This window comes from Lacipirellulaceae bacterium (assembly GCA_040218535.1).
Classification (GTDB): domain Bacteria; phylum Planctomycetota; class Planctomycetia; order Pirellulales; family Lacipirellulaceae; genus Adhaeretor.
Map to the genome: position 1 here is coordinate 1,439,547 of JAVJRG010000012.1, position 25,147 is coordinate 1,464,693.

A 25,147-nucleotide genomic window follows, 5' to 3' on the forward strand; every position below is an offset into this window, starting at 1 on the left:
CGGACGCTAACGCGTTCCGGCTGAAAACTAGTAGCGGGTCAAATCAATTCAGACTCAGCAACTCATCCGAGGAGGCTTCTTCTGCTTCTTCACCTTCTGCGGCAGGGGCGGCTGAGTTGCCGTAGCGTTCGGGAAAGAGCGCTCGATTGACCTCGGGAATCATCAGCTTCGCGAATTCGATGGCGGGGCTGTCGTTGATTTCGTCTTCGCTTTCGGTCACGGCAGTGGTGAAGTACATCTTGTAGAGGGCCGTGTTGTTGCCGTAGTAAGCTCTTGCGCCTCTGATGCCAAGCATGCTCGAGAATTTGCTGCCGCTGGAAGGAGCATCCCAGCCATACTGGCCTTCCTTATTGCCGTTCCACGACCAGAAGACGCGAATCTTGTGTCGCGAGAGGGCGTCTTCTTTCACATACTCTGCGGTGTAAAACATCCCCGGCTCGCCCTCTTTCGGGGCGATCTGGTGTTTGATCTTTGTGCCCAGCGGGGTGAAGCCCGCGCTGGGATAGCAAATGTCGGGGGTGTGACGAACGATGTTTCGCGAGTGGCCGACAATCAGCCACAGATCCACCTGCCGGCCCGTGTTCTGATCGACGTAGGTTCTCGACACGTGCCCCACCGCGCCGGCCGTGTCAGCCACTTCCGATGAGACTTCCCGATCCTGGCTTACCCAACTTCCAAGAGTCTTGGGCACTTTCTCGAAACGCTCGGCGAACTTCGACGCCGTCATACTGGAACTGTTAAACACGTCCGAGTAGTACCAAGACGCACCGGTCAGTGCAACTAGGCAGGTAAGAGCAACGGCAAGAGGAACAAGTAGGTTCTTCTGGGGCATGACGAGACAGGCACAGGAGGTGTTGAAAGGCAAAAACTCAGTCTTTCAACGGTAGACTTGTGCCGCGTGACTGTCAAGAAAGCATGCCCTTAATGCTACTTCTCGGAAGCCTCGAAATAGATCGCTTGCTGCAAGCCTCCTTCACCGGGCTGGGCAGCGTAAGCCGAGGTTGGGTTGATAACACGAATACCAGTCGTTGATTCCGCGGGAATCGCTTGGGCGGAAGTCTGCATGACGGCAGAGTCACGTTTTAAGGCATCTTTCACTGGAGGCAAAGGTTCGAGCATGCCGGTCAGTTGCGCGACCCGTTCGAGGCTCGGCGGCAGCGACGGCGGGGCATCCTGCGACCTGTTCGCTGGCGGTCGGTAGCCAGCAGGGCGAACGTTGTCGTCGATTACCGAGTCGCCGCTCGGAGCGACATTGGCAGCCGGGTTGACGAGCTGCTTTAGGAAGGCCGGAGGCTCTGGCGGTAGGGCAGCTTGAAAGTCCGGAGCATTAGGGATTTGTAAGCCGAGAGGATCGAGAGCCGGCAGTGGCTCAGAACCGTCTCCCGGTGCTGCAGGATCACCCAGCCCGCCGTCCTCGGCTGGAACTTCGGGGTCACGCTCTTGCTCTTCAGGGCCGGCTTGGTCTTCTTTGGAAGGTTGAGGTCGTACAAAGCCTCCGAGTCCTTCGTCTTCTCCCGCTGGCTCAGGTACGAGTTGCTGCCCTGCCGCGGCTGCCGCATCGTCGCCGGGGAAGGGTCGCCAGTGCGTCTGCCAGTATCCCCAGCTTTCGGTCTTGGGGCGGCAGGTTCCGTCGGCGGCACAAGGGGCCGGCGTACACGGGTGTGCAGCACGCAATAGTGAGCTGCCAGCAAGCATACTGAACAGGGTGACACCCATCAGAAATCCAAGCATCAGTTTGGCGAAGCAATTGCGTTTCATCGTGTTCGGTCCTTAGCGGCGTGTGCCCAGTCGTCTGTTGCGGCTCTTGGGAAAGCGTTGTTTAGGAAGTAGTTTTTCTATTAGGTCAGCCGCCGGGCGTTAGCCCACGGTTGCCTTGAGAACCGGACGCTAACGCGTTGCGGCTGATAGTTTGAAAACGGCCTCGGTTTCTTGGTTCTGTCTGCCCACACTCAACCGAGGCTTGTGAAGCTTAGCTGAGTGCGGACTGGTTGCTCTTCGTTGTCTCTAGCCTTAGAACGTATTGCCCAGGCCAAAGCGGTCGATACGGTTGGCGGTTGACGTACCCAGCGAGGTGATACCCAGGATTTGCTCGAACGGACTGAGCACGGTGCGGAGCACACTGCTGAACTTGGTGAGCTTGTTCGGGGCGATATATAGGCGGTCGCCCGGCATCATTTGATAGTTGGTGGCGGTAATCGCCCCGGTGGTAATCGCGTTCCAATCGACGGGCAGAATCTGCTCGCAGCCGACGCCGTTTGGTGCCGGTCGGGCGATCCAGAGCTTCGAGGATGAGAACTGCGAAATCCCCTGGATGTTCGAGACCGCGTCGAGCACGGTTTCGTTACCGGTGATCGGCAGTCGGACGACATTGTCGCCTTGGCCACCGTCGGCGGTGATGATGTAGTAAACCTTGCTGTTGTAAGCCAAGATGTCGAGGAAGACTTCAGGATCGTCCAACTCCTTAGAGAGCTGAGCTTCAATCGCCGCACGAGCTTGCTCAAGCGTCGCACCGGCCACGTAAACAGATCCGTAGGTGCCGAGATTCACACGGCCATCTGGGCCGACAAGGTGTTGCCCCGTGACTTGCTGGGCACCGGCTGAGGCAACCAGCGAAACGGAGATTTCGACGTTCGCCAGAATCTGTGAGAGTTCGTCTTGCAGCGTCGCTTCGGCTTCCTCAACCGTATCGCCTGCGATCTTGATGCGACCGTAGGTGGGGCCAAGGTTGACGCTGCCGTCAGCGTCGATGTTGTAGGTATTATCGATCGGCAGCTCGGGGAAGTTACCCGTTGCGCGAATCAGGACGACATCGAAGATTTCCAGCTTGTGGGGCGACTTAGGCACCAGACGGACACCTTCGATAAGCAGCACGTCAGGTGGCTCTATCACATAGCGTGGGAGCGTGACTTTCTCCAATTCCCGCGGCACGCTGCTCGACGCAGGTGGCTCAGGCGGCGTCGCTGGAAACGGTTCCCGCGGCTGCATGAAGGCTGTGCAACCAGTGGAGCTCACCATGAGAGCTAGTAGTAGTGGCCACACTGCGTGAATCGTTCGACAGGACTTCATTGTGATCTATCTCGCTGGAGAAACGCCCTTGTTACGCACGGCTGAGACGCGTTGCCTGCCGACAGACCTTTCCGCCGAGATAGCAGGGCACGAGTCACGGCTTGCGCGACAGTTACAAAAGGAGTAATCGGCAATCTTTAACAGCGACTTTGGTGACAGCGGGGGAATTCACGAAAAAAGCCGGGGCAGCGGTTCCGCCATCTGCGATTGCAAGCACTGCCTGCGTGCGCCAGGGGGTGCGTATTCGTAGGAACGATCGAGAGACGCCCCTCGCAGCCCTAAGTACTGCAATAGCAACACTTGCAGCACGGCCAGAGGTTTGACAGACTCGCACGACACGCGTATTCTCAGAGCAGACTAGGCAATGAGTTTACGCATCGCAGTGCTAGCAAGGATCTCCCGTTGCATTCGTGAGAATCTGCCGAACCCCCGGCCTTCGACCGTCGTATTAAATATGACGAACTTGCTGGTTTCCGCAGCGACCATTGCCACATCCCTTTGCCATGGCCCATTCTGCTGCGAAATACGAGTAGCAACGAAGTCGATGGGTCGTCATACCCTGATAACTCCTCTTACCTGACTCCCCGCTTTCCATGAGTAACGCGTTCGTCGACGATCAATTTAGCGATCATGTCCCTCTAAGCCCGGAAGCTGAGACGAAGGCTTGGATCGTCTTTGGGGGCTTGGTAGCGCTCATCTCGATTGCCTATTGGGACATGCTCTTGCTGACCGGTAGCTACTGGTTTGACGCACTTTACTCCCATGGCTGGCTGATCCCCGTGATTGGGGCCTTTCTGTTCTGGCGTTTGCGAAAGCCGCTCACTGAGGTCAGCGCCCAAGAGCGCTGGATTGGCGTCGCAGCGATGGTGTTCTTTCTGGCCATCCGCTGCTTTGCCGCAAAGTTCGATATTAACCCGGTGATCAGACTGTCCTACGTGGGTGTCCTGCTAGGAGCGGTGATGCTCGTAGGCGGGTTCAAAATGTTCACCTGGGCTGGGGCAGCGGTGGCGTTTCTTGTGTTCATGTTTCCTTTCCCCTCCGTCATGGAAAGGAAAGTTCTGCTTGGCCTGCAAAAAGTAGCCACGATTGCTAGCACAGCTGTGCTGCAGACCTTCGGCATCGGTGCCGTGCGGGATGGTAATCGCATACTTATCGACGAACTCGAACTGGGCGTCGTGGATGCGTGTAGCGGTCTGCGGATGCTTTCGGTTTTTGTCGCGATGTGCGTCGCCTTGGCGATTTTGATGGATCGCCCCTGGTGGGACCGACTTGCTGTGTTGGTTGCAGCTGTGCCGATTGCTCTGATTTCGAATATCGTGCGAATTGTTCTGACAGCCTACTTGTATAAGAACTTTGGCATGAAGAACGACACGATCAACGTGCTGATTCATGATGGCGCTGGCTTTGCCATGATGTTCATCGGGATGGGATTGCTGGCAGTACTCTTTTCAGTGCTGACCAAGCTTACCGTCCCCATAGAAGAGGATTATTCGGGATTCGGCACGGCTGCCGGATAACATTCTTGCAAGACGCTACCCCTGACGTTGCTGTTGGTGCCGCGATCATCCGGAAATGAACTCCGGCATCACGAGAAACACACTCCGCTGTTCTGCAGTAGGGCCACTGCAATCGGAAAGGTCGGATGTGGTGTTTCGACAACACCGAGGTTGACGAAGCGCATCAAAACTCGCAGCTCGGATCGGCCGTTTTGTGGAAAAGGACGCAAAACGGGCGATTGGCGCGGCAGTTGCTTTCCACGCTAGTCCCCAAACTTTTCGACGTTTTTTCTGCAAGCGAACACTCAGAGATCAACCGTTTCTCAAGAGAGGCATTTGATGGCGAACCAAGACAACTATTCCGGCTCTTCCACGCTCGACGATACAGACGTCGAAGTGCAACCCTCACGCGCCCTGGTAGCGGCCCCACCCACGGGCCCGGCGATGACTCCAGCCGTCGGCCCTGCGGGCGGTTATGGTGAAGAGGATCTGCTTAAGGGCGGGCTGAGCCAAAAGTGGCTTATCAACTGCCTCCGCCGTCGCTGGCTGATGGCCTCACTCCTGGGACTGCTCATGGCAGGACTTGTGGGGGGAACGCTCGCTTGGCTGTTCCCCAACTCGCACAAGACGGTTGCTTACTTCCAGATTAACTCGAAGCCGATCGACAACCCCCTTGCAGGTCCGACGAAAGGTCGTGACGGTAAAAACTTCGCCATTCTCGCACAGACCCAAGCCGCCCTGGTGAAGACACCATTGGTCTTGGACAGAGCCCTGGGTACGCCAGGAATTCGTGAGACGAAAGCCGTTGTAACCAAGGGTAATAATGCCCTCAATTGGCTGACCGATGAACTCCGTGTGACTCTGGCCAACAATAGTGAGGTTTTGGAAATTCGCTACGATGGGCCTGAGGACAAGGATGAGATGGTGAAGATCGTGAACGCGGTTTGCGATGCCTTCGAAGAGAAGATCCTCGACGAAGAACGTAAGAAGCGTGAAACCGAACTTGAAAACCTGCGAGAACTTCATCAAGGCGTAAAAAAAGATCTGGAGACAGAGGCCAAAGAGTTCGACAAGCTCACCGAATTGACCGGTGGTGCTGACGCGGCCGGTTCGGAGGTCAAAGCCCGACTGCTGACCACGGAGATCATGAATCTGCAGAAAGCAATTTCCGCGTTGGAAAAGGAAGGCATCGAGATCCAAATCCAGAAAGAGATTGGCATCCGCGATCTCAATTCCCCTGCACGGATTGATGCCCTTGTTGCCGAAGAACTCGCCAACGACCCAGCGATCGAGAACTATCAGAACGAGATTTTCGCTCTCGAAGCGCAGTTGCGCTCGCGAGGTGGCATTGGCCGCAACAGCCAAGCCCCTGAGTTGGTCAGAATCCAGAACATGAGAGCTCAGGCTGTACAGAATCTTGAGTCTTACCGCTCTCAGAAGGAAAAGGAACTTCGCAAGCTAATTGCTGAGCGTCCCAAAGATGCCATTCAGCAGCTCATGATTCAATACGTCATGAGGATGAAGGCGAATATTGCTCAGAAGCAGCAATATGAAGAGAAGCTCGCTGAGAAGGAAAAACTGTTGCAGCAGCTGACTGATCGCGACCCTGAACTGGCGATCAAGAGGACAGAGATCGAACGCCTCCGTGAGATTGAGGTCACGCTCGCCTCGAAAATTCAAGCACACACAATGATGCTTCAGGGAGGGGCCAATCAAATTGAGAAGCTGGGTGCCGGAGCGACCTCAACCACGAATATCACGGTCTTTGAACGACTAGCGATCGCTGGTGTTGGTGGACTCTCCGCATTGGCGTTGACCTGCTACGGCGTGGCACTGATGGACTTCCGTAAGCGTCGTCTGAACGGTCCGACCGATATGGACGACGGCCTGGGGATTCGCGTGCTGGGTGTTCTGCCACCTGTGACAGCTCGGAAAGCTCTCGCTGGGGGAACGCTCTCAGCAGTTCAAGTTTCGGAAGCGATCGACAATGTTCGGGCAACACTGATGCACGACTCGACTTCCAAGAAACGCCAAGTGGTGCTCGTTACGAGTGCCTCAACACTGGACGGCTGCACCACGGTTGCCGCAAGCCTGGCGACAAGCCTGGCCCGCGCAGGACGTCGCACACTACTGATCGACGCCGACCTTCGTTCGCCTTCGATGCACAGCCTGTTCGGCTTGCCTTTGGACGATGGCTTTAGCGAGGTGTTGCGTGCCGAAGCCGAGCTAACCGACGTTATTCGCCCGACGAGTACCGAAAGCCTCTACGTGATCACCGCCGGTGTTTGCGATACAGCCGCGGTTCACGCTTTGGCGACTGACCAACCTCAACCGATTTTCGAGAAGCTGCGAGAGCAGTTCGACTTCATCATTTTGGATAGTGCTCCGATCTTGAGCGTTTCCGATAGCCTCTCGCTTGGTCAGTATGTGGATGGAGCGATTCTGTCGGTACTCCGAGATCACAGTGAGCTGCTCAAAGTGAACAAGTCGGCTGAGTTGCTCGACGGCATGGGCGTCCGACTGCTTGGTACGGTTGTCAACGGCGTGCCTTGCAAGACGGATCGTCGAATCTTGCAACTGCACAAGAACACGGCCAAGAACCAAAAGCAACTGGCCGCTCCCGAAGCAAAAGGCAAGTCGAAGAAGAAATCGAAGAAGAAGTCAAAAGCCGTCGAGCCAGCTCCTGCTCAGCCTAGTGCCGAGTTGGAACCGGAGAGTCCTCAAGCGACCGCCGTTGCTGAGCCTCCGCAGGCTGAGCCAGCACCGCCGAAACCGATCGAGCCGACAGAAAACAGTGCCTCGATTGATCTCGACGACATCGAACTCGACATGGACGATTTCGATATCGACAAGCTGTAAGCTAATCGATATTCACTGAAGCTGCCCCAAGACGCTGGATCGCCTCTGCGATTCGGCGTCTTTTTTTACGCGCTCCAATCAAAAAGGGTAGCTGGGGACGAGCGTAGCGAGCCCCCAGCATTTCTCAAACTGGGGGCGGCTTCCAGCTACCCATTAGTTAAGTCTACCTCTCACTCTCTTGACCCTCGCCATACTATTCGCCAGCGATTACGATCAAGTACGTGCTCCTTCGCCTCGGCCAATTCCTGAACGATCGTCGCTATGTGGTTATTCTCGCATGGCTGCTGATCGCTGGTGGCCTGAAAGCCATTGCCCCGAGCTGGCACGAGGTTGCCACCGATGGCGACTTGGAACAGCTCCCTGCCGAGACGACGACCGTCCGTGCTGAAGCGCTCAACAAGCGGGCGTTCCCCGATGATAAGGCCCACAGTTCGGTGGTACTCGTTTTCGCAAGGGAAGAACAGCCGCTGACGATTGAGGACCGTCAGTACTCTCTCTCCCTCGCCAAACAGTTAGCTCAAACGGAATCACTGCCTTTCGCCGATGAGAACGGAGCCGAAAGCGTTTGGACTGAAAAGACTCCTGTTATTGGGCCGATGCTTGAAAATGGCCCAGGCACGGCGCAGCGGGTCGTCGTCAGGCTGAGCAACGACTTTATGGCTACGGACAATGTTCGCGTGCTGGAAGTTGTCAGGCAGATACTCAAAGCAAACAAAGCTGCCGCGCCATTGGGTTTGAAAGTAGGCGTGACAGGCTCGGCAGCGGTAGCTGGAGATATGCTATCTGCAGCGTCTGAAAGCTTGCGCAATACTCACCTCACAACCCTTCTGATGGTGCTCGGAGCGTTGGTGTTGATCTACCGCTCTCCCCGACTGGTCGTAATTCCGCTAGTTGTGATTACGTTGAGTGCTTCGGTGTCACTCGATTTATTGGCAATCCTGGCCGGCCTCAGCCAAACGAATCCCGACCTCTGGCCGACGATCCGTGTTTTCACGACAACAAAAATATTCGTCATCGTGTTACTCTTTGGCGCGGGGACCGATTATTGCTTGTTTCTGATCGCGCGGTACCGCGAGTTACTTGCAGCGGAAAAGCAAAGCGTTGCCGTCGCACAGTCGCTTGCGAAGGTCGGGCTGGCCTTGGCGGCCAGCGCGCTGACTACAGTGGTTGGGCTTGCGATGATGGGCTTCGCGGAGTTTGGCAAGTTTGCCTACAGTGGCCCCGCGATCGCTGTGAGCCTGATTGTGACGCTTGTTATTTGCTTGACGCTGACTCCAGCGCTACTTGCGACACCGTTGGCCGGGGTGCTGAAGCACCCCGGCCAGGGTACCAGCAGTACCTGGTGGGGTTTGCTCGCCCAATACGTAACCCGTCGCCCCGGGGCAGTCCTGCTTGGTTCTCTCCTTTTTGCAGCTCCTTTGGCTTGGCAAGGTTGGGCAACCCCGGTTTCCTACGATCTCTACGGCGAATTGCCACGCAACCGAATCAGTCGACAAGGCACCCGACTGTTGCAGAAGCATTTCCCTCCCGGAGAGCTAGGCCCTCTAACGCTGCTGGCACATTTGCCTGACGGCCAACTCGACACGCCCGAAGGCCGTATCCGTATTGCCCGACTGGTGAAGCCGCTTACTGAAGTCTCGGGCGTTGCAAAAGTTCGCAGCCTCGATCAGCCAACCGGCGATCCCCCAGGCACGGTCCGCATCGGCTCTTTAGAAGGGCTTGCTTCGCTGGCCGCCAAGGGCAACCCTCAAACGAAAGCGGCATTCGTCTCCACGGCTGAGCCTCTGGCGGGACAGGTCACCCGGCTAACGCTCGTTTTGGATCACGAACCGTTTTCCGCGGAAGCGGTGGCAACCACCGAACGTGTTCTTGCCGAACTCGATTCGCTTAAGAACTCGGAGGAATCTCCCTGGCGTAACGCCACCTTCGAACTCAGCGGCCCGACCGCGGGTATCCGCGATTTGGAACGCGTCACGCTCGCTGATCGCAAACGGATTGAAGTCCTCGTGGCGACGGCCGTTTTCCTAGTGCTGGTGATCCTCTTACGACGCCCGTTGGTCTGCTGCTACTTGATCTTTACGGTCATCTTGAGCTACCTCGTTACGCTAGGAATAGTCAGCTTGATCTTTCGCGCCTACGATGGCTACCTCTTGAGCGAGGCTCTTTCTGAAACCGATGTTTGGTCGGGCGTCAACTGGAAGGTTCCCGTCTTCTTGTTCGTGATCCTGACCGCAGTCGGGCAGGACTACAACATTTATTTGGTGACTCGCGTCTTCGAGGAACAGCGCCGTATCGGTCCGCTGGCCGGCTTGCGGCGGGCGCTCATCCAAACCGGCAGCATCATCACCAGTTGCGGCCTGATCATGGCAGGCACCTTCGCTTCAATGGCCACGGGCAGCCTCCGAGGCATGACGGAGTTGGGCGTTGCGCTCGCCCTGGGGATTCTGCTTGATGCGTTTGTGGTGCGAACGGTTCTCGTGCCGGCGTTCTTGTCTTTGCTGGCGAGAATGCGCTAGGGGAATTTTATTCCCCACTGATTACCGCCCACGCAATCATCGCTGCCAACGCACCGAGTACGAGTAGCACTCTCATCGCCCGATTGCCTTGAGCGTCGGCTTCTAACGGAGGCAGATTGGTCGTTAGCTCGCGGGCTTCTTCGCCGAATTCGTCTTCCAGGCGGTCGCGAATGAGGCCCTGCACGCTACGCGCATTGAACGGACGTTCTTCGGGCGCTTTGGCAAGGAGTTGGAAAGTGAGGTTCTCCAGCCATTTGGGGCATTCGATGCCTAGCTCCTCGAACGACTTAGGCTGTTTATGCAGATGTTGGTCCCAGACTTGGGCGAAGTTGGCGCCCATGAAGGGTGGCTTGCCGGTTAGCATCTCGTACATCACGCAGCCTAGCGAATAGAGATCGGCCTGTGCCGTGATTTTGCCGTCGGCGGTGATCTGCTCAGGCGACATGTAGGCGTAGGTGCCCACGGTAATTCCGTCGGCGGTGATGTCCGTGGCGTGCGTATCGCGAGCGATGCCAAAATCGCCCAGGACGAGGCTCCCGTCGTCGTCGAAAAACAGGTTGCTCGGCTTCAAATCGCGATGGATGATGCCGTGGTTGTGAGCGTGTTGCAGCGCCGAAGCGACCTGTGAGCCGTAAGCGGCTGCTTGAGCCCAGGGCAACGGGCCGTGTTGCGTGAGGCGATCTTTCAGCGACCCGTGCTCCAGAAGCTGCATCGCATAAAAGTATTGTCCGTCGAGCATCCCTCCGCCGTAGTGGCTGACGATGTGCGGATGGTCCAGCTTCTGCATGATCTGGATTTCACGCTGAAAGCGATCAACGATGTTCGCGTCGTGCGCAATGTTGGGATGGAGGATCTTGACTGCAACGGGCTTGTCGAAGTCAGGGCTTATGGCACGAAAGACGGCTCCGACGGTTCCGATGCCCAGTTGATCTTGGAGCTGGAACGAGCTCTCAGTGGGGATGAACTTCAAACGCCGCGGATCGGGGGTACTTGGCGTTTGGCTCATCGCAAGAATCTGACCGACAAGGTGAGAAGATTGAGGGAGCCGATAGGCGTAAGCCATCGGGTGAGCCACCATCATACGCCACAAGCTTAAAGCATAGAACAGGTTAGCGCGGGCTGAGGCTGACTCGGGGAAAATCGCCTTTTCCACCACGACGGCACCTAGTAAGCCGCTGCCAGTAGGTCTAAAATGTGGGCTTGCGCGAAGCGGAAAGGCTTTGAGCCATTCCAGGCTGTGTCCGCGATGCGTCCTTCCAGGCAAAACATGGCGGCTTTGAGTGATCGCTGAAGAGGTTTCTCCTGCTCGTGATTGTGTGAGAGCAGTATCAGGCGGTTGACTCGGAAAGGGCACCTTTCGTTCCTCAAATAACTGTTAGATGTTGTTCGGCGATGCTCGGTCTTAAACCGAGCGTCTCTTCGAACTAAGGAATGAGTTGCCAATTGAGCAACGTTTTTGAGATAGCCAACGACCCTTGTTAAGAAGGGCTAGGCTAGCAACCGGATGCCCTAGAGATTTTTCCTTCACACAGATTCGATTTTTTTTGTAGGAGTTAGATGACAGATGAGTTACAAGCTTGAGTACATTTGGCTGGATGGTTACACCCCTGAAGCGAACATGCGTAGCAAGACGAAGGTCGTCGAAAGCGAGCCTAAGAGCGCCGAAGACTGCCCTGGCTGGTCTTTCGACGGTAGCAGCACCGAGCAAGCTGAAGGTAGCTCGTCGGACTGCTTGCTGAAGCCCGTCAAGATGATCAAAGACCCAGCCCGTAAGAACGCATCGCTGGTGCTTTGCGAAGTGTTGGCCGCTGATGGTTCGGTTCACCCTTCGAACATTCGTGGCTCGTTTGAGGACGATCCTGATCTGTGGCTTGGCTTCGAGCAAGAGTACACCATCATGAAAGATGGTGCGCCTCTCGGCTTCCCCAAGGACGGTTACCCAGGTCCTCAGGGTCCTTACTACTGCTCAGTCGGTTTCAAGAATTGCGTCGGTCGTGATCTTGTCGAAGAGCACTTGGACATCTGCTTGGAAGCAGGCCTCGCTGTCACTGGTATCAATGCCGAAGTGATGAAGGGCCAGTGGGAGTACCAGTTGTTCGGCAAAGGTGCCAAGAGTGCCTGTGACGACGTCTGGTTCAGCCGTTACCTGCTGCATCGCACCGCGGAAAAGTACGGCTGCGTCATCGAGCTGCACCCCAAGCCAGTCAAGGGCGACTGGAACGGCAGCGGCATGCATACCAACTTCTCAACAACGGACATCCGCGAGAAGGGTGGTGAGGACTTCATCAAAGGCATCTGCGAGAAGTTCCGTGGCCGCCATGAGGAGCACATCGCTTCCTACGGCAGCGAGAATGATCAGCGTCTGACTGGTCTGCACGAAACGCAGTCGATCGACAAGTTCAGCTTCGGCGTGAGCGATCGTGGTGCTTCGATCCGCATCCCAGTTGGTACCGTCCAGAATGGCTGGAAGGGCTACCTGGAAGATCGTCGTCCTGCTTCGAACGCTGATCCTTACAAGGTCACCTCGAAGATCCTGGGCGCCCTGCGTTCTTAGGGCTTGAATGATAACTTACGAACTCGAACCCCACTTTGCTGCCAGTAGCAAAGTGGGGTTTTCTTTTTTATGCTGTTCCTAGTTGTCTGTAGGGTATCGCCGAGGAACGAGGCATACCTTACGCCCAAGAAAGGTACGCCTCGCTAAGGCTCGGCAGTACCCTACGTTACCGCTTCGACTTTATCCGAGCCACGCCATGAACACTCCACAAGATGTCCTCGCTCTTTGCCGTGAAGAAGGGATCAAAGCGGTTGATCTTCGCTTTACCGATTTGCCTGGCACTTGGCAGCACTTCACGATTCCTGTGGAGAAGCTCGACGAGGAAGTTTTCGAAGGTGGTCTCGGCTTTGACGGAAGTAGCATCCGTGGCTGGCAGGCCATTAACGAGAGCGACATGCTGCTTGTTCCCCAGAGCGAGACGGCACGGCTTGATCCGTTTCCGGAACTTCCAACGCTCTCAATGATTTGCAACGTGCAGGACCCTATTACTCGCGAGGAGTACACGCGCGATCCTCGCAATATCGCCCGCAAGGCGGCCAACTATTTGAAGAGTACAGGGATAGCCGATCGTTGCCTGATCGGTCCCGAGGCGGAATTTTTTATCTTCGATTCGGTCCAGTTCGACCAAAACGCACACAGTGGACATTACCGGGTCGATAGCTCGGAGGGTGAGTGGAACCGGGGTGGCGATTACCCGCTGTTACTTGCTGAGAACGATAAGGGAAATCAAATCCGCCACAAGGAAGGCTACTTTCCCTGTCCACCTTCTGATCAGTTGCACGATCTACGCAACGAGATGATGCAGACCATGATCGACTGCGGGTTAGACGTCGAATGCCAGCATCACGAAGTGGCCACTGGCGGGCAAGCTGAGATCGACCTGCGGTTCAACGACCTCGTCTCGATGGCTGACGACATGTGCCTCTACAAGTACATCGTGAAGAACGTCGCTAACAAGCACGAGAAGACCGTCACCTTTATGCCAAAGCCGATTTTCGGTGACAACGGTTCAGGAATGCATACGCACATCTCCTTTTGGAATGGCGATCATCCGTTGTTCGGTGGCAACAGCTACGCCGGGCTTAGCGAAGAAGCGCTCTATGCCATCGGAGGTATCCTCAAGCATGCCCCTGCACTGCTGGCGTTTACGAACCCCACGACGAATAGCTACAAGCGTCTCGTTCCCGGTTATGAAGCGCCCGTGAACTTAGCCTATTCGCAACGGAACCGTTCGGCCGCTTGTCGTATTCCGATGTATAGCCCAAATCCGCGTTCAAAGCGGATCGAGTTCCGCTGCCCTGATCCTAGTAGCAATCCCTACCTGGCTTTCAGCGCTTTGATGATGGCAGCCCTCGATGGAATCCAGAATAAGATCCACCCGGGAGATCCGCTCGATAAGGATATTTACGACCTCGAGCCTGAGGAGCTAGCAAATGTCCCCAAAGCACCGGCATCGCTCGCCGAAGCATTGGAGGCACTCTCACGAGATCACGAGTTCCTACTCCGTGGGGACGTCTTCACACAAGACGTGATCAACACTTGGCTTTCGTACAAGAAAGAGAACGAAGTGGATGCTCTGGCCCTCAGGCCGCATCCATATGAGTTCTGTCTCTATTACAACGTCTAATCGTCACTAGAGATTAGCGGCTTACGCCTCGTGCGAGAGCAACCAAGCAGACAGCAAAACGAGGAGATTGTCAGCAGCGAACTCGGTTCAGGCAACTGTTGGCTCGAATCGTTGAGTCGAATGATCGTAGTGTTGAAAAGAGAGAGGCTGTCGGTGATTGCAATGAAATCAGCATCGACATAGTCGACTAGATAGACTCCCGTCGTAAGTATCTGTCTTCCGGTTGGGGTCGTATTGAAATCGAGATCTGTATCACCTGAATCAGCTGTCGAATCGTTGCCCTTAATTTCGGTAACATCGAAGATGCCTTGGGAGTCGTCTTCGAGGGGGATGTCCTGCTCGCTAGCTCCTCCGCCAACCGTGGTGATGATTGCCGGACTCTCAAGTTCTGTCTCTTCTGATTCCGTCTCAGCGAGAGTCGGTTCATGGCCTGCGGAGCCTTCTTCACAAGCGGGATCCAGATCGCTCAAGGGTAGGTCTGGGATGATCGGTTCGATTTCGGGCGTGACCTCGACCACAGGTTCAGGTCGTGCAGGGGGCTCCAAGAGATATTCCAAAGAATATTCCGTCATCTGGAACTCGAAAGAAGTCGTCAGGTCGAATTCAAAAGGCAAGTAGACAAAGCCGTTGTCCGGTTGGTCCTCGTGATAGCCACGCACAGAGACTCTTCCACTGAAAGTCCCTGTTTCGTTTGTCGTCAGACGGGCAAAGTGAAAACCCTCGCTCGCCCCAAGGATGGCCGTATCAAAGTACGCACGCATCCCACTGTCTAAAGCGAAATCAGCACCGGCCACGCCCGTATTGCCGGTACTTGTAATGAATGAGTGAGCAGAAACTGACGGGGACATCACATCCAGTTCAGCAACGGGAGCTTCTGTGTGCGATGCGAGTTCGTGACTGAATAGTGGTGCGTTTACCATGACCTTGCTAAAGCTGAGCATGTCGGTCGCGGAGGTGAGAAAGAAGTCGTGGACAAAGCCTCCATCCGGCGCACCTGCGGCAATTTCCTCTGGGGTGACTTCACGAACCGAGCGTGTGAGGGAGACGCTAGCAGCCATCGCGAATTCGGGGATGATGCAGATCACTGAGACGAGTAGAAAGCATCGAGAGAGAGTACGCACAAGATTCTTCCTGTTTTAGGGAGTGGATTGGCTGTCATGATTCGTTAGGCCGTCGTTTGGTGCAGTTGTTACTACAAAAAGCGATTTGCTTGAGTAGGGAATTGAGCAAGGAGTGTTGGCCTGATGAATAAGCTATCTTTTCAGGATGATCCTTCGCATCTCCCTACTGCTGATTGCCGTCTGCCCCGCGACTTGCCACGGGCAAAGTGTGCCGCTCTGCCCGAGCGTGCTGTTGATCAACAAGCCGCACCATCGCAGCGGTATCGAACAACTACGAAAAGTGGCGAAGCTCGGGTTTCAGGAAGTGAACCTCGTTGTTTCGCTGAGATGCGAGATCGACTCCGAGGGGCGAGTCCTTAGCTACGGATTCGTGAGAAAAGGCCGTTATCGCTCTTTGAGCGATGACATTCTCAACAGCTTTCGAGCCGAGCTGCTTGCTATTTGTCGTGAGGCCAAGCGATTGGGATTGAGGCTCAGCCTTCTGCCCCACCTCGATAGTGCCGGCGAGAATTACGATTGGCGGAATCATTACGACTTCGATCCGTTGAGGTTTTACAAAGGTTTCAGCTACGATCAAGCAATAATCGAGTCGCTACTCTTGGCTCTGAGTCGATCAGGCTACGACGAAGAAGAGGTTCACTTTGCTCTCAGCGGCGAAATGGGCCGTAGCCTGTTTCTCTACCCCGATTCCTACCTGGCCATCTTGAAGCAGATGCGGCAAGAGCAACGGCTTAAGAACGTTCGCATTGGTGTCTCCTTGAACTTCAGCGAAGTCGATGGCAAAGCTGAACCTTCACATAGCGCGCAAGTCCAAGCCTTCATTCAGCAGTGCGATTTTCTAGGATTTTCGCACTACCGCCCTTTCGAGCCGCCGGCGAGAGCGACGCACTTCGCCGCATCCAAGGCCAACTTTCTGCGAGAGTTGAAGGAGAAGAGAGTCCAGGTCCCCAAATCAATGCCCCTCCATTTGAGTGAAGTGGCTTTAGGAGGGGGAAGTGCCGATTCGCCCGTTGCGGCATCCACTATCGATGCAGCTGCGACACCATGGGAAGGGAGTGCCGATCCGAGGCTGAATCCTTGGGAACAGCCAGAACTGCGAGAGTTACGCACCAACTACCATGAAGCTCTACTCGACTATCTTTCTGACCCGATGATAGCCAAAAAGGTTAGCGACAATCCGATTACGGCTGCGTACCTTTGGTGTGAGGGATCGTGGGACCCGCTGGACATTGCCGAAGACGGTTTCGCCGATGAGGTGATTACTCGGCTCATTCAAGAGCACAATCGCGGTAAGTTTCGTTCCGTTCTTTCAGAGCCAAAGTAAAAAAGCACGCTCCACCAACGTTGGCGGAGCGTGCTTTTCGTTTGTCTGCCGAAGAGTTTCTTAGTATTCGATACCGAAGCGTGCTCCGAAGCCGTGGAAGGCCAAGTCGCCGAGAAAGCCGGAGTCGCTATCCCAACGCTGGGCTTCCCAGAAAATGCCACTCACGAGGTCGAACGATTCGTACTCACGTTCCGACTCTAAGCCTAGTTGGAACTCCCAAACCTGAACGAATTCGTTATGGATACGATAGCGTCCGCCTCCTTCAAAAGCACTCCAAACGTCGGTTTGGCCGAACAAGAGTGCCGTCCGAGCACGAGCGAAAACAGAGAGCCCATCGAAGATGATTGGGCGATTTCCTTCCGCGGAGAATGTTGGGCCGGCCCCCTCAAATTCAACGCCGGTGCTTCCGAACCAAACAATGTCAGAGAGGTCCTCGAAGTTGATAGCCTCTTCACGCAAGCTGACACGAGCATAACGGGCACCGCCTGAGACTCTCCAATCCCAATTCTCGAAGTTACCTCGTTGGGTCAATTCAGAGTCGATTGCGTCAACGTCCAAATTGATCTGGCCCGCCAAGGTGATTGGAGGTCCGCCTTCTTCCACTTCACCGACATAATCGAGATTATTGTCGAAGGTGAACCAACGAACCCGTAAGCCCCCGCCGCCGTCACCCTCGTAACCGAGATTCACACGCTGGGCAAATTCCAGAGGCGACTCGATCGAGCCCCTTTGCGAGGTGACTGAAGGAAGGTCCCCGTAATAGAAGATGTTCGTCACGCCCTGATCGCTAATCTTTGGGGCAATGAACAGCATGTCGATGTTGGCATACCAACCTTCGTCGGCAGCGGCAACGGACGTCAGCAAACTGCATAACGCGAGAGAAAGCACTTTTGTGCGCATGGGAAATCCTTTCCGCCTAGATCAACTATTTCGGTAGCTAATCCATGAGTGAGTTGTTCGTCAGCACCGATCCGTGGTGCTCGTGCCGGCTCCGCTCCTCGGAAACCCGCACATCATCAGAACTCGACATTCCGGCTTGGAAGCGTTGAAAGCAAACCGGCGAGGTGGACATTTCGGAGCAATCCTACGAGCCCGAAAAACCAACAAAGTTTATCTAGCAAGAATTTAGCCGCGATGCTCGCGTCGTGCTGAGAACCGAAAACCTGCTTCTACTGCCCTTCTTGCACGACTGTCTTGCTCATCATGGCCGCCAGACGCTCCAGCGAACGGCTGCAATCCTCCTCAGAGAGATGTACCTGCAGGATGCTAGGCTGCGAGGTTTCCGTCCAAGCTTCTGAGAGCGCCACGTCGAATTCGCCTTCGGTGCGAACGTCATAGCCACGGCCCCCGCCAAGCACTTCTGGGAGCTTGTGATGCTGCCAGCTGTGGACGTCGTTGAATTCGTATTCGCCCGGGTGCAAAAGCCGTTCTGTTCCGTAGCCGCCGTTGTCCAGCACGATGACGATAACCGGCAGCCCGCCACGTACCAAACTCGACAACTCCATCCCTGTCATTTGGAAGGCCCCATCGCCAACGATGGCAACGACCCGCGCTTTGGGCCGAGCGGTTTGTACGCCCAGCGAAGCTGGCACGGCAAATCCCATCGAGGTGTAGTAAGCCGGACTGAGAAACTCCGAGCGGCCATGAGTGGTCAACTCCGTCGAAGCGAACAGGGCGTCGCCGATGTCCGCGACGACGACCGTGTCGCGAGCCTCATCAAGGGCTAACTGTTCATCCAGGCGGCGAATCATCCTAGAGACGGTGATCGCCGCGTCTTTCTCCAAAACGTAAGGCTCAGGTTCCCAGTCGGTGGGGGCTTCAGTTGCATCACGGCGCGAGAGCTCCGCTTTTGAGAGGCCGCCAATAAAGTCCTGCAAGCGAATGTCATGATAGTGGTGATGGCGGATCCGCAGTTGTTCGCTGGTGGCGTAGATGCAATCGCCGATGCTCAGTTCCGCCGTGTAGATGCCCAGGTTGATGTCAGTCATGAAGGTACCGAGCATCACGACGCAGTCGCTCGCCTCGACATACTTCGTCACCTCCTGTCGTCCGAGAGCTCCTTCGTACAGTCCCATGTAGAGCGGGTGCGTCTCCGCGACGACCCCTTTCCCGAGCATCGTCGCGGCCATCGGAATCTGTGCTTTCTCGGCAAGACGTAGCACTTCGTCTTGTAGACCAAAGCGATGGACTTCAACGCCCAGCAATAAGACAGGCTGCTTGGCAGCGTCGATCCGTGCCGCGGCTTCCTTGACCGCTTCGGCCAGCACTTGCGGATTGCTGATTGGTTCAGGCTGCGGTGCTGGGGCGGCCGTGCCTGGCACAACATGGACCATGTCCCGAGGGATCTCCAGATAGACAGGCCGTTTGAAGCGTTGGCAGGCGGCCAACACGCGATCGATCTCGCGAAAAGCGGTCTGCGGGTCGTTGATCTCCGTCCCCGCGATGCAGAGTTTTTCAAACACGTCGTACTGCGTGCGAAAGTCGCGCACCATGTGATGAAGCAATGGATTATGCACCCTTTCACGCAGTCCGGGCGAGCCAGTAATCATTACCACGGGCGACTTCTCCGCGTAAGCTCCCGCGATCGAATTGCAAACGCTCAAGCCGCCGACGCAATAGGTGACGCACAGCGCTCCCATCCCATTCACCCGAGCATAAGCATCTGCCGCAAACCCAGCACAGTCCTCCCGCGTGCAGCCGATCGTATTGATTGAACTCTCTTCGAGCATCGTGTAGAACGACAACACGTAGTCGCCCGGGATGCCAAAAGCGTCGGCGATGCTGTAGTCTTGCAGCCGCTGGATGAGGTATTGGCCGATGGAGAGGGTTTCGGCTGGCAGAACAGACACGCGACATCCTCCTTGTTGGGGTCACACAGGCTGTGTGAATTCTACAAGAGGGCGGCGCGAAATCAAAAGCGGCTATTGGACCGCGAATTCCTCCATCCCACACTTCTCAGTTATCCACCCACTGATCAACTCCGCCGGGGTCACGTCAAAAGCTGGGTTGTAGACGCTCACGCCCTCGGGAGCGGTTGCTCGCCCAAAACCGTTGGTCACTTCGGAATCGTCGCGCTCTTCAATGGGAATCTTCGACCCGTCAGCAAGTTTGGAGTCGATCGTGCTGGTTGGTGCTGCGATGTAGAAGGGAACGTCGTGCGCCTTCGCCAGCGTCGCCACGGCATACGTGCCGATTTTGTTTGCCGCATCACCATTGGCGGCAATGCGATCCGCCCCGGTAACCACGGCTTGTACCCTGCCCTGCTGCATGACATGGCCCGCCATGTTGTCGCAGATGAGTGTGCAGGGAATCCCCCGTTGTGTGAGCTCCCACGCCGTCAGGCGGCTGCCTTGGAGGAGCGGGCGTGTCTCATCGACCCAAACGTGGATGGAACGACGGCGGGCCAACTCGAAGATCACCGAAAGAGCCGTTCCTTCTCCGCCCGTGGCCAAAGCTCCCGCGTTGCAGTGGGTAAGAATACCAACAGGTTCATTATTGGCATCTTTGAACAACGGTGCGAGCAGGTCAGCACCGTTGCGACCAATCGCCAAGCACATCTGAGCGTCTTCTTCATGAATGGCACGGGCTTCGGCGAGCAGCGATTCGCGTCGGCAGTCACGCTGAGCAACTGCACGCATGCGATCCAGCGCCCAAAACAGATTCACAGCCGTGGGCCGACTGGTCGCCAAATAGTCGCAGGCCTTTTCAATTTCGGTCTGACTTTCCGATTTGGCTGCCAGGCACACGCCGTAAGCCGCAGCCACACCAATCGCTGGGGCACCTCGTACGGAAAGTCGCTTGATCGCCTGCCAGACTTCTTCGACCGTTGTGCAATCGATTTCGACCAACTCGATTGGCAGCTTTGTTTGGTCGATCATCCGCAAATGGCCATTGGCGTTGCCGATCCATTGAAGTGTTGGAGGTGAAGTGGGCATCTGGTGCTGTTTCGCCTACATGGTGAGGAGTGGCGCTTTCTTGCCAGGACTCACCACGCGGAGCGTGGTGTTACTGTAACTCCACGCTCCGCGTGGAATAGTCTTGGTGGAGGGAGTGTCTCGTTCTACGGCAAAACGCTACAAAAAATCTTACGCCAAATCGCCGTACAGTTTCTTGATCGACTTGTTGTGCCGTACGTTCTGACGGATGAAAAACCAGAACGGCAACTTGAGCTTCCAAAGTGGGATTTGTTCAACGGCTGCAACTTGCTGATGAATTGATTCGGCGATGATTTCGTGCAACTTGCCCGCGGGATGTCTGGGAACAAAGCCAGTGCTTTTCTTCAAGGTCGCCAATCCGGCTTCGTGCTTTTTCCAAAGTTCGCTTAGCGAGAAAGTTTCGAAGGTCTGAAGATAGTGTCCGCGCTTACTGCTCGGGAGAAGTTGGCCCCCTTTATTTGATCCCGTGGTTAGCATGCCACCTTCCTGGCTGAGCGTGACGTAGTCGGTCGCTTCTTGAGTCGTCTCCTGAACGGTCACCTGATAGATACAGAGAAAGGTGTCCTCCTCCGGTTTCCGCCAAGCGACGATCACGGTCGGCCCTGCACCGCCGGTCATCTTGTAGGCCCCCACGGGCTGGAAGCCAAGGTTCTCGACCGTCAACGGATCGGCGACGCCGCCCGCCCGGGGAGGCAGAAAGTACGTGCTGGCAACATCGTCCGGCATTGGGGTTACCGTGGCTTCTCTGAGAGCCAAAACCGACTTGCTGCCCGCGACTGAGACGACCGCGAAGACGAGTATGCCGACTACGAGAATACCAATCAGCAGATTGACGAGCATAGTGGGACTTTCAAGCTAGATGAGAAATCTTTCAACGAATCAATACCCGAAGCGTAAGCGAGGGGTCACGCCAAAAAGACGATATTCTCTCGCTTACGCTTCGGGTTACGATTCGCTTGGAGAACGCAACGCTTAATCGAGGCCGCCTCAAGGCGGAACTATGAACCTATCTCCGCCAATTCCAACCCAAACGTCTCCGCCACCGCTCGATTCGTCACCTTTCCTGCGTGCATGTTGATCGCTTTCGCGATGGGAGGCAACTCCTTTGCAGCGGCCTCGATCCCTTTTTCTGCAAGTTGGATCACCCACGGGAGCGTCACGTTGCAGAGCGCGAACGTGCTGGTACGCCCCACGGCCCCGGGCATGTTGGTCACGCAGTAGTGTACCACTTCATCCACAATGTAGGTCGGATCGCTGTGCGAAGTGGGACGGCTCGTTTCAATACAGCCCCCTTGATCGATCGCCACGTCGATAATCACGCTGCCCGGTTTCATCCCTTTCAAGTGTTCATTCGTAATCAGACGCGGTGCCTTGGCTCCGGGGATCAGCACGGCTCCGACCACGAGGTCAGCACGTTCAAGTTGCTCGTTGATCGTGTGACGGTCGCTGAACAGGCAATCGACATTCGGCGGCATCACGTCTGAGAGGTAACGCAGTCGATCCACGTTGATATCGAGAATCGCCACGTTCGCGTTAAAGCCAGCAGCGATCTTGGCCGCGTTCGCTCCCACGATTCCGCCGCCGAGAACGAGGATATTCGCCGGTGCCACCCCAGGCACACCGCCGAGCAAAATCCCCCGGCCCATCTGCGGGCGTTCGAGATACTTTGCTCCTTCTTGAATACTCATCCGACCAGCAACTTCGCTCATCGGCGTTAGCAGCGGCAATTGGCCCTTCGCGTCCGAGAGTGTTTCGTAGGCGATGGCCGTCGCGCCGCTGGAAAGGACCGACTTTGTCAGTTCCTCATCCGCAGCAAAGTGGAAGTAGGTGAACAAGGCCTGTCCGTCGCGCAACAGTGGCCATTCGGGAGGCATTGGTTCCTTCACCTTGACGACCAGATCAGACCGTTCGAAAACTTCTTCTGGCGTGGCAACCATCTCGCAACCGGAGCGGAGATAGTCGTGATCTGGGAGCCCCGAGCCCAGTCCTGCCCCCGCTTCCACCAGGACCGTGTGACCGCGACGAGTCAGTTCCTCGACACCCACGGGAAGCATTGCCACGCGGTACTCATCCTGCTTAATTTCACGGGGAACTCCTACGATCATGGCGAAGCCTTACAGTCGGTGCTAGATTGGGCGGTTGGTACGATTAACGTTAATCTCGCGTGTGTCGGGCAGTTTATCACAGAAGGCAGTTCCTACTGCACGACACGAAGCGCAAAAGAATGTGCGCAAATCACCGCGTGCACTGAATCTCGCCTTAGCAACCACGATATCCGTCGCCATGGCCCAACCCCCGCAACCCGCACCGCCAGGAGCCCCGCCCCCAGGAGACAGTCGCCTCCTTACCTGGATAACGTTCGGCATCATTGCCGGTTGGGGCGGATTGCTGGCCTTGGGATCGTTTCTTGGGCTCGACAACAAGACCCCTAGCTTCGACTGGCGGCGGGGCGGCGTGATGCTCTTCTGCAGCGGGTTCTTCCTCGTAATGTGGCTGCTGGCAATGGGGGCTCGCTCGAGAAAGCTCCGCAATCAGCAGCAAAAGAGCGAAGTCTCGAACCACGAATTAAGCGAATAACACGAGGTTCGCCGCGTGAGCTTGCTCCGCGCTGGCATTCGGATCGCGGAGCAAGCTCAGCGGCGAAATGACGATTCTGAGGGCATCATGGCGAGGAAATTTCGCTCTCTGAACGCCTCCCCACGCTTGTCATCGGGCTCGAATTTGGCTATTTTGATCGATTCGCAACAGTTTCCAGGCGTAAGCTGTGGCCCCGCTATTAGACAGAAGCAGCAATTCTATGAAAACGTACATGGCCCGGCCCCGGGATTTTGAAAACGGCACGATCGACCGCAAATGGCTGCTGGTGGATGCAGAGGACAAGATCGTCGGTCGGCTGGCGAGCGAGATTGCCGTCATCCTGATGGGCAAGCACCGCCCCACCTATACGCCGCACATCGATACCGGCGACTACATCGTGGTCGTGAATGCGGAGAAGGTGAAATTTACCGGCAAGAAATGGGAGCAAAAGAAGTACGCCTGGTACACCGGCTACCCACAGCAACGCACGATCACGGCGGAAGACCGTCTGGAAAAGAAGCCAGAGATGATTCTCCGCGAAGCGGTCCGCCGCATGCTGCCCAAGAGCAAGCTGGGACGGCAGATGCTTAGCAAGCTGAAAATTTACGCCGGCCCGACCCACGAGCATCAAGCCCAGAATCCCGAGCCAACCGAGTTGGCTTCAAAATAAATCACTGTAGAGAACGTCCTCCGTGGCGTTCCAAAAACGAATCAGCAGGAATCACCGTATGGCAGTCGCAATTGAAGAAGCCCTTGGTACTGGTCGTCGCAAGACTTCTGTCGCTCGTGTTCGCATTCGCGAAGGCAGCGGCAAGTTGTTGATCAACAAGAAGGAACTCGACGAGTTCTTCAAGGTCGAGCAAGACCGCAATGCGGTGCTCGCTCCGCTGCTGCACTGCGAGGTGAAGGACTCGGTTGATGTTGTCATCCGCGTTCACGGCGGCGGCACCACCGGCCAAGCTGGCGCCTGCATGCAAGGGATCGCCCGTGCTCTGCTGAAGCACGACAGCGACCTCGCCGAGAAGCTCCGCGAAAAGGGCTTCCTCACCCGCGACAGCCGCATGAAAGAACGCAAGAAACCCGGCCTCCACGGCGCCCGCCGCGGCACACAGTTCTCCAAGCGTTAATCGCTGGCTCAGGGAACAACTTCAGAGACGCACGAGCCCACGGCGCGAGCCGTGGGTTTTCTTTTTTGAACCGCCAAGGACGCGAAGAGCGCCAAGGTTGGGGATATGGGGGATTAGATGGTGTAAGCTCTCAACATTTGAGGCTCTTCGGCTCTGCTGCTATTATCAGGGCGGCACCGACACCAGCGTCACCTCACCAATTACTTCCGGAGTGTACTTATGATGGCTTCGAAGATTGGAAATTATCTGTCTGCGGCCTTAGTTCTTATTTTCTACGCTGAGCCTGTCGCAGCAATTGTCATCGACGATTTTTCTGTTGGGCCGATCACTGTCGAGAGAACGGGAGTTGATCCTGGCATGGCCGAGCAGTTGGGGTTGAACCCTACGAACGTCATTGGCGGTGTCAGATCAATTAGCGTGGGGAGCAGCGGCAGCCCCATTCAAACACTGGAAATTCAGGCGGAAGAAAGTCAACTTGTATTTGAAACCGGACCTCACGCGAATACCTTCATTGGCTACTTCGATATTTCTTATGGTTCAACTTCCTTGCCTTTGAACATAGACCTGACTGCCAATGGAGCGAATGCCTTTCTGTTGGAGTACGAAACCAATCTAGATCGTGTGCCACTTGCACGGGTTATCGTTAGCTCACCCAGTGGAACCGATAATCCAGCTTTCAGTAACTTTGATACGCAGCCATTACCGGGCGGCCGGACAAGAATCGTATTGCCGTTCGATCGTTATCCGCGTGTCGATTTTGAGAACGTGACACAAATCTCCCTAGATGTTGCTCGCTTTCCTTCAGCATCGCAGATTACTTTCTATCGATTCGAGACGGTGCCAGAACCTACAACAGCGATGCTGATCGTTGCGAGCCTGATGTCGTTCGCAATCCAACATCGAAGCCGCGTGGCTCAAAATTAACTGGTCAGCACGCCGAACAAA

The 25,147-nt window shown here is 55.8% G+C and carries 21 protein-coding genes; 10 read left to right on the plus strand and 11 right to left on the minus strand.

All coding sequences use genetic code 11. The annotated features are described in order from the left end of the window. Window positions 1–43 precede the first annotated feature (43 nt). The 3 genes from RIB44_19675 to RIB44_19685 form a co-directional block, all read right to left on the minus strand. Window positions 44–832: an exosortase-associated EpsI family protein gene (locus RIB44_19675; protein ID MEQ8618800.1), complete on the minus strand. Its 789-nt coding sequence runs from the start codon at window positions 830–832 to the stop codon at window positions 44–46. A 95-nt stretch (window positions 833–927) separates the two neighbouring features. Next, window positions 928–1,758: a hypothetical protein gene (locus RIB44_19680; protein MEQ8618801.1), complete on the minus strand. Its 831-nt coding sequence runs from the start codon at window positions 1,756–1,758 to the stop codon at window positions 928–930. 252 nt (window positions 1,759–2,010) lie between these two features. Next, complete coding sequence (locus tag RIB44_19685; protein ID MEQ8618802.1) at window positions 2,011–3,015, minus strand: polysaccharide biosynthesis/export family protein; 1,005 nt, start codon at window positions 3,013–3,015, stop codon at window positions 2,011–2,013. A 644-nt stretch (window positions 3,016–3,659) separates the two neighbouring features. On the opposite strand from RIB44_19685, the gene RIB44_19690 reads away from it, so the two are divergent. The 3 genes from RIB44_19690 to RIB44_19700 all read left to right on the plus strand — a co-directional run bounded on the left by RIB44_19690 (window position 3,660) and on the right by RIB44_19700 (window position 9,937). Further along, entirely contained in the window at window positions 3,660–4,583 is a 924-nt protein-coding gene (locus RIB44_19690; protein MEQ8618803.1) for an exosortase/archaeosortase family protein, read from the plus strand. A 318-nt stretch (window positions 4,584–4,901) separates the two neighbouring features. Further along, complete coding sequence (locus tag RIB44_19695; GenBank protein ID MEQ8618804.1) at window positions 4,902–7,421, plus strand: polysaccharide biosynthesis tyrosine autokinase; 2,520 nt, start codon at window positions 4,902–4,904, stop codon at window positions 7,419–7,421. Window positions 7,422–7,642: 221 nt separating this feature from the next. Continuing rightward, a complete protein-coding gene (locus RIB44_19700; GenBank protein MEQ8618805.1) occupies window positions 7,643–9,937 on the plus strand; it encodes an MMPL family transporter in 2,295 nt (764 codons plus the stop codon). Between the two features lie 7 nt (window positions 9,938–9,944). On the opposite strand, the gene RIB44_19705 is transcribed toward RIB44_19700, so the two are convergent. After that, window positions 9,945–11,291 (minus strand): serine/threonine-protein kinase, encoded by a 1,347-nt coding sequence (locus tag RIB44_19705; protein ID MEQ8618806.1) that lies wholly within the window; start codon window positions 11,289–11,291, stop codon window positions 9,945–9,947. Window positions 11,292–11,501: 210 nt separating this feature from the next. Here RIB44_19705 and RIB44_19710 point away from each other — a divergent pair, with 210 nt between their 5' ends. Then, complete coding sequence (locus RIB44_19710) at window positions 11,502–12,491, plus strand: glutamine synthetase beta-grasp domain-containing protein (protein MEQ8618807.1); 990 nt, start codon at window positions 11,502–11,504, stop codon at window positions 12,489–12,491. 196 nt (window positions 12,492–12,687) lie between these two features. Continuing rightward, window positions 12,688–14,118 carry a type I glutamate--ammonia ligase gene (glnA, locus tag RIB44_19715; GenBank protein MEQ8618808.1) on the plus strand — a complete coding sequence of 477 codons (1,431 nt, stop codon included), beginning with the start codon at window positions 12,688–12,690 and terminating at the stop codon, window positions 14,116–14,118. Here the strand turns inward: glnA and RIB44_19720 are convergent. Further along, window positions 14,115–15,239, minus strand: coding sequence for a hypothetical protein (locus tag RIB44_19720; protein MEQ8618809.1), 1,125 nt, complete (start codon window positions 15,237–15,239; stop codon window positions 14,115–14,117). The two genes, glnA and RIB44_19720, sit on opposite strands and share 4 nt — an antisense overlap. A 145-nt stretch (window positions 15,240–15,384) precedes the next feature. Here RIB44_19720 and RIB44_19725 point away from each other — a divergent pair, with 145 nt between their 5' ends. Further along, a complete protein-coding gene (locus tag RIB44_19725) occupies window positions 15,385–16,563 on the plus strand; it encodes a hypothetical protein (protein MEQ8618810.1) in 1,179 nt (392 codons plus the stop codon). Between the two features lie 60 nt (window positions 16,564–16,623). On the opposite strand, the gene RIB44_19730 is transcribed toward RIB44_19725, so the two are convergent. The 6 genes from RIB44_19730 to ald all read right to left on the minus strand — a co-directional run bounded on the left by RIB44_19730 (window position 16,624) and on the right by ald (window position 22,603). Next, window positions 16,624–17,463, minus strand: coding sequence for an Lpg1974 family pore-forming outer membrane protein (locus tag RIB44_19730; GenBank protein ID MEQ8618811.1), 840 nt, complete (start codon window positions 17,461–17,463; stop codon window positions 16,624–16,626). 37 nt (window positions 17,464–17,500) lie between these two features. Further along, the gene (locus tag RIB44_19735) at window positions 17,501–17,635 is read right to left on the minus strand and encodes a hypothetical protein (GenBank protein ID MEQ8618812.1); all 135 of its coding nucleotides are present in this window, start codon (window positions 17,633–17,635) and stop codon (window positions 17,501–17,503) included. A 97-nt stretch (window positions 17,636–17,732) separates the two neighbouring features. Continuing rightward, a complete protein-coding gene (locus tag RIB44_19740) occupies window positions 17,733–19,412 on the minus strand; it encodes a thiamine pyrophosphate-binding protein (GenBank protein MEQ8618813.1) in 1,680 nt (559 codons plus the stop codon). A 72-nt stretch (window positions 19,413–19,484) separates the two neighbouring features. Next, complete coding sequence (gene mtnA, locus RIB44_19745; GenBank protein MEQ8618814.1) at window positions 19,485–20,498, minus strand: S-methyl-5-thioribose-1-phosphate isomerase; 1,014 nt, start codon at window positions 20,496–20,498, stop codon at window positions 19,485–19,487. 150 nt (window positions 20,499–20,648) lie between these two features. Beyond that, window positions 20,649–21,338, minus strand: coding sequence for a hypothetical protein (locus RIB44_19750; GenBank protein MEQ8618815.1), 690 nt, complete (start codon window positions 21,336–21,338; stop codon window positions 20,649–20,651). A gap of 158 nt (window positions 21,339–21,496) precedes the next feature. Further along, a complete protein-coding gene (ald, locus tag RIB44_19755; protein MEQ8618816.1) occupies window positions 21,497–22,603 on the minus strand; it encodes an alanine dehydrogenase in 1,107 nt (368 codons plus the stop codon). Between the two features lie 178 nt (window positions 22,604–22,781). On the opposite strand from ald, the gene RIB44_19760 reads away from it, so the two are divergent. The 4 genes from RIB44_19760 (at window position 22,782) to RIB44_19775 (ending at window position 25,126) form a co-directional block, all read left to right on the plus strand. Further along, window positions 22,782–23,075 (plus strand): hypothetical protein, encoded by a 294-nt coding sequence (locus RIB44_19760; GenBank protein MEQ8618817.1) that lies wholly within the window; start codon window positions 22,782–22,784, stop codon window positions 23,073–23,075. 232 nt (window positions 23,076–23,307) lie between these two features. Further along, a complete protein-coding gene (gene rplM / locus RIB44_19765; GenBank protein MEQ8618818.1) occupies window positions 23,308–23,745 on the plus strand; it encodes a 50S ribosomal protein L13 in 438 nt (145 codons plus the stop codon). A gap of 58 nt (window positions 23,746–23,803) precedes the next feature. Continuing rightward, complete coding sequence (rpsI, locus tag RIB44_19770; GenBank protein ID MEQ8618819.1) at window positions 23,804–24,202, plus strand: 30S ribosomal protein S9; 399 nt, start codon at window positions 23,804–23,806, stop codon at window positions 24,200–24,202. A gap of 222 nt (window positions 24,203–24,424) precedes the next feature. Further along, a complete protein-coding gene (locus RIB44_19775) occupies window positions 24,425–25,126 on the plus strand; it encodes a hypothetical protein (protein ID MEQ8618820.1) in 702 nt (233 codons plus the stop codon). Window positions 25,127–25,147: the final 21 nt, after the last annotated feature.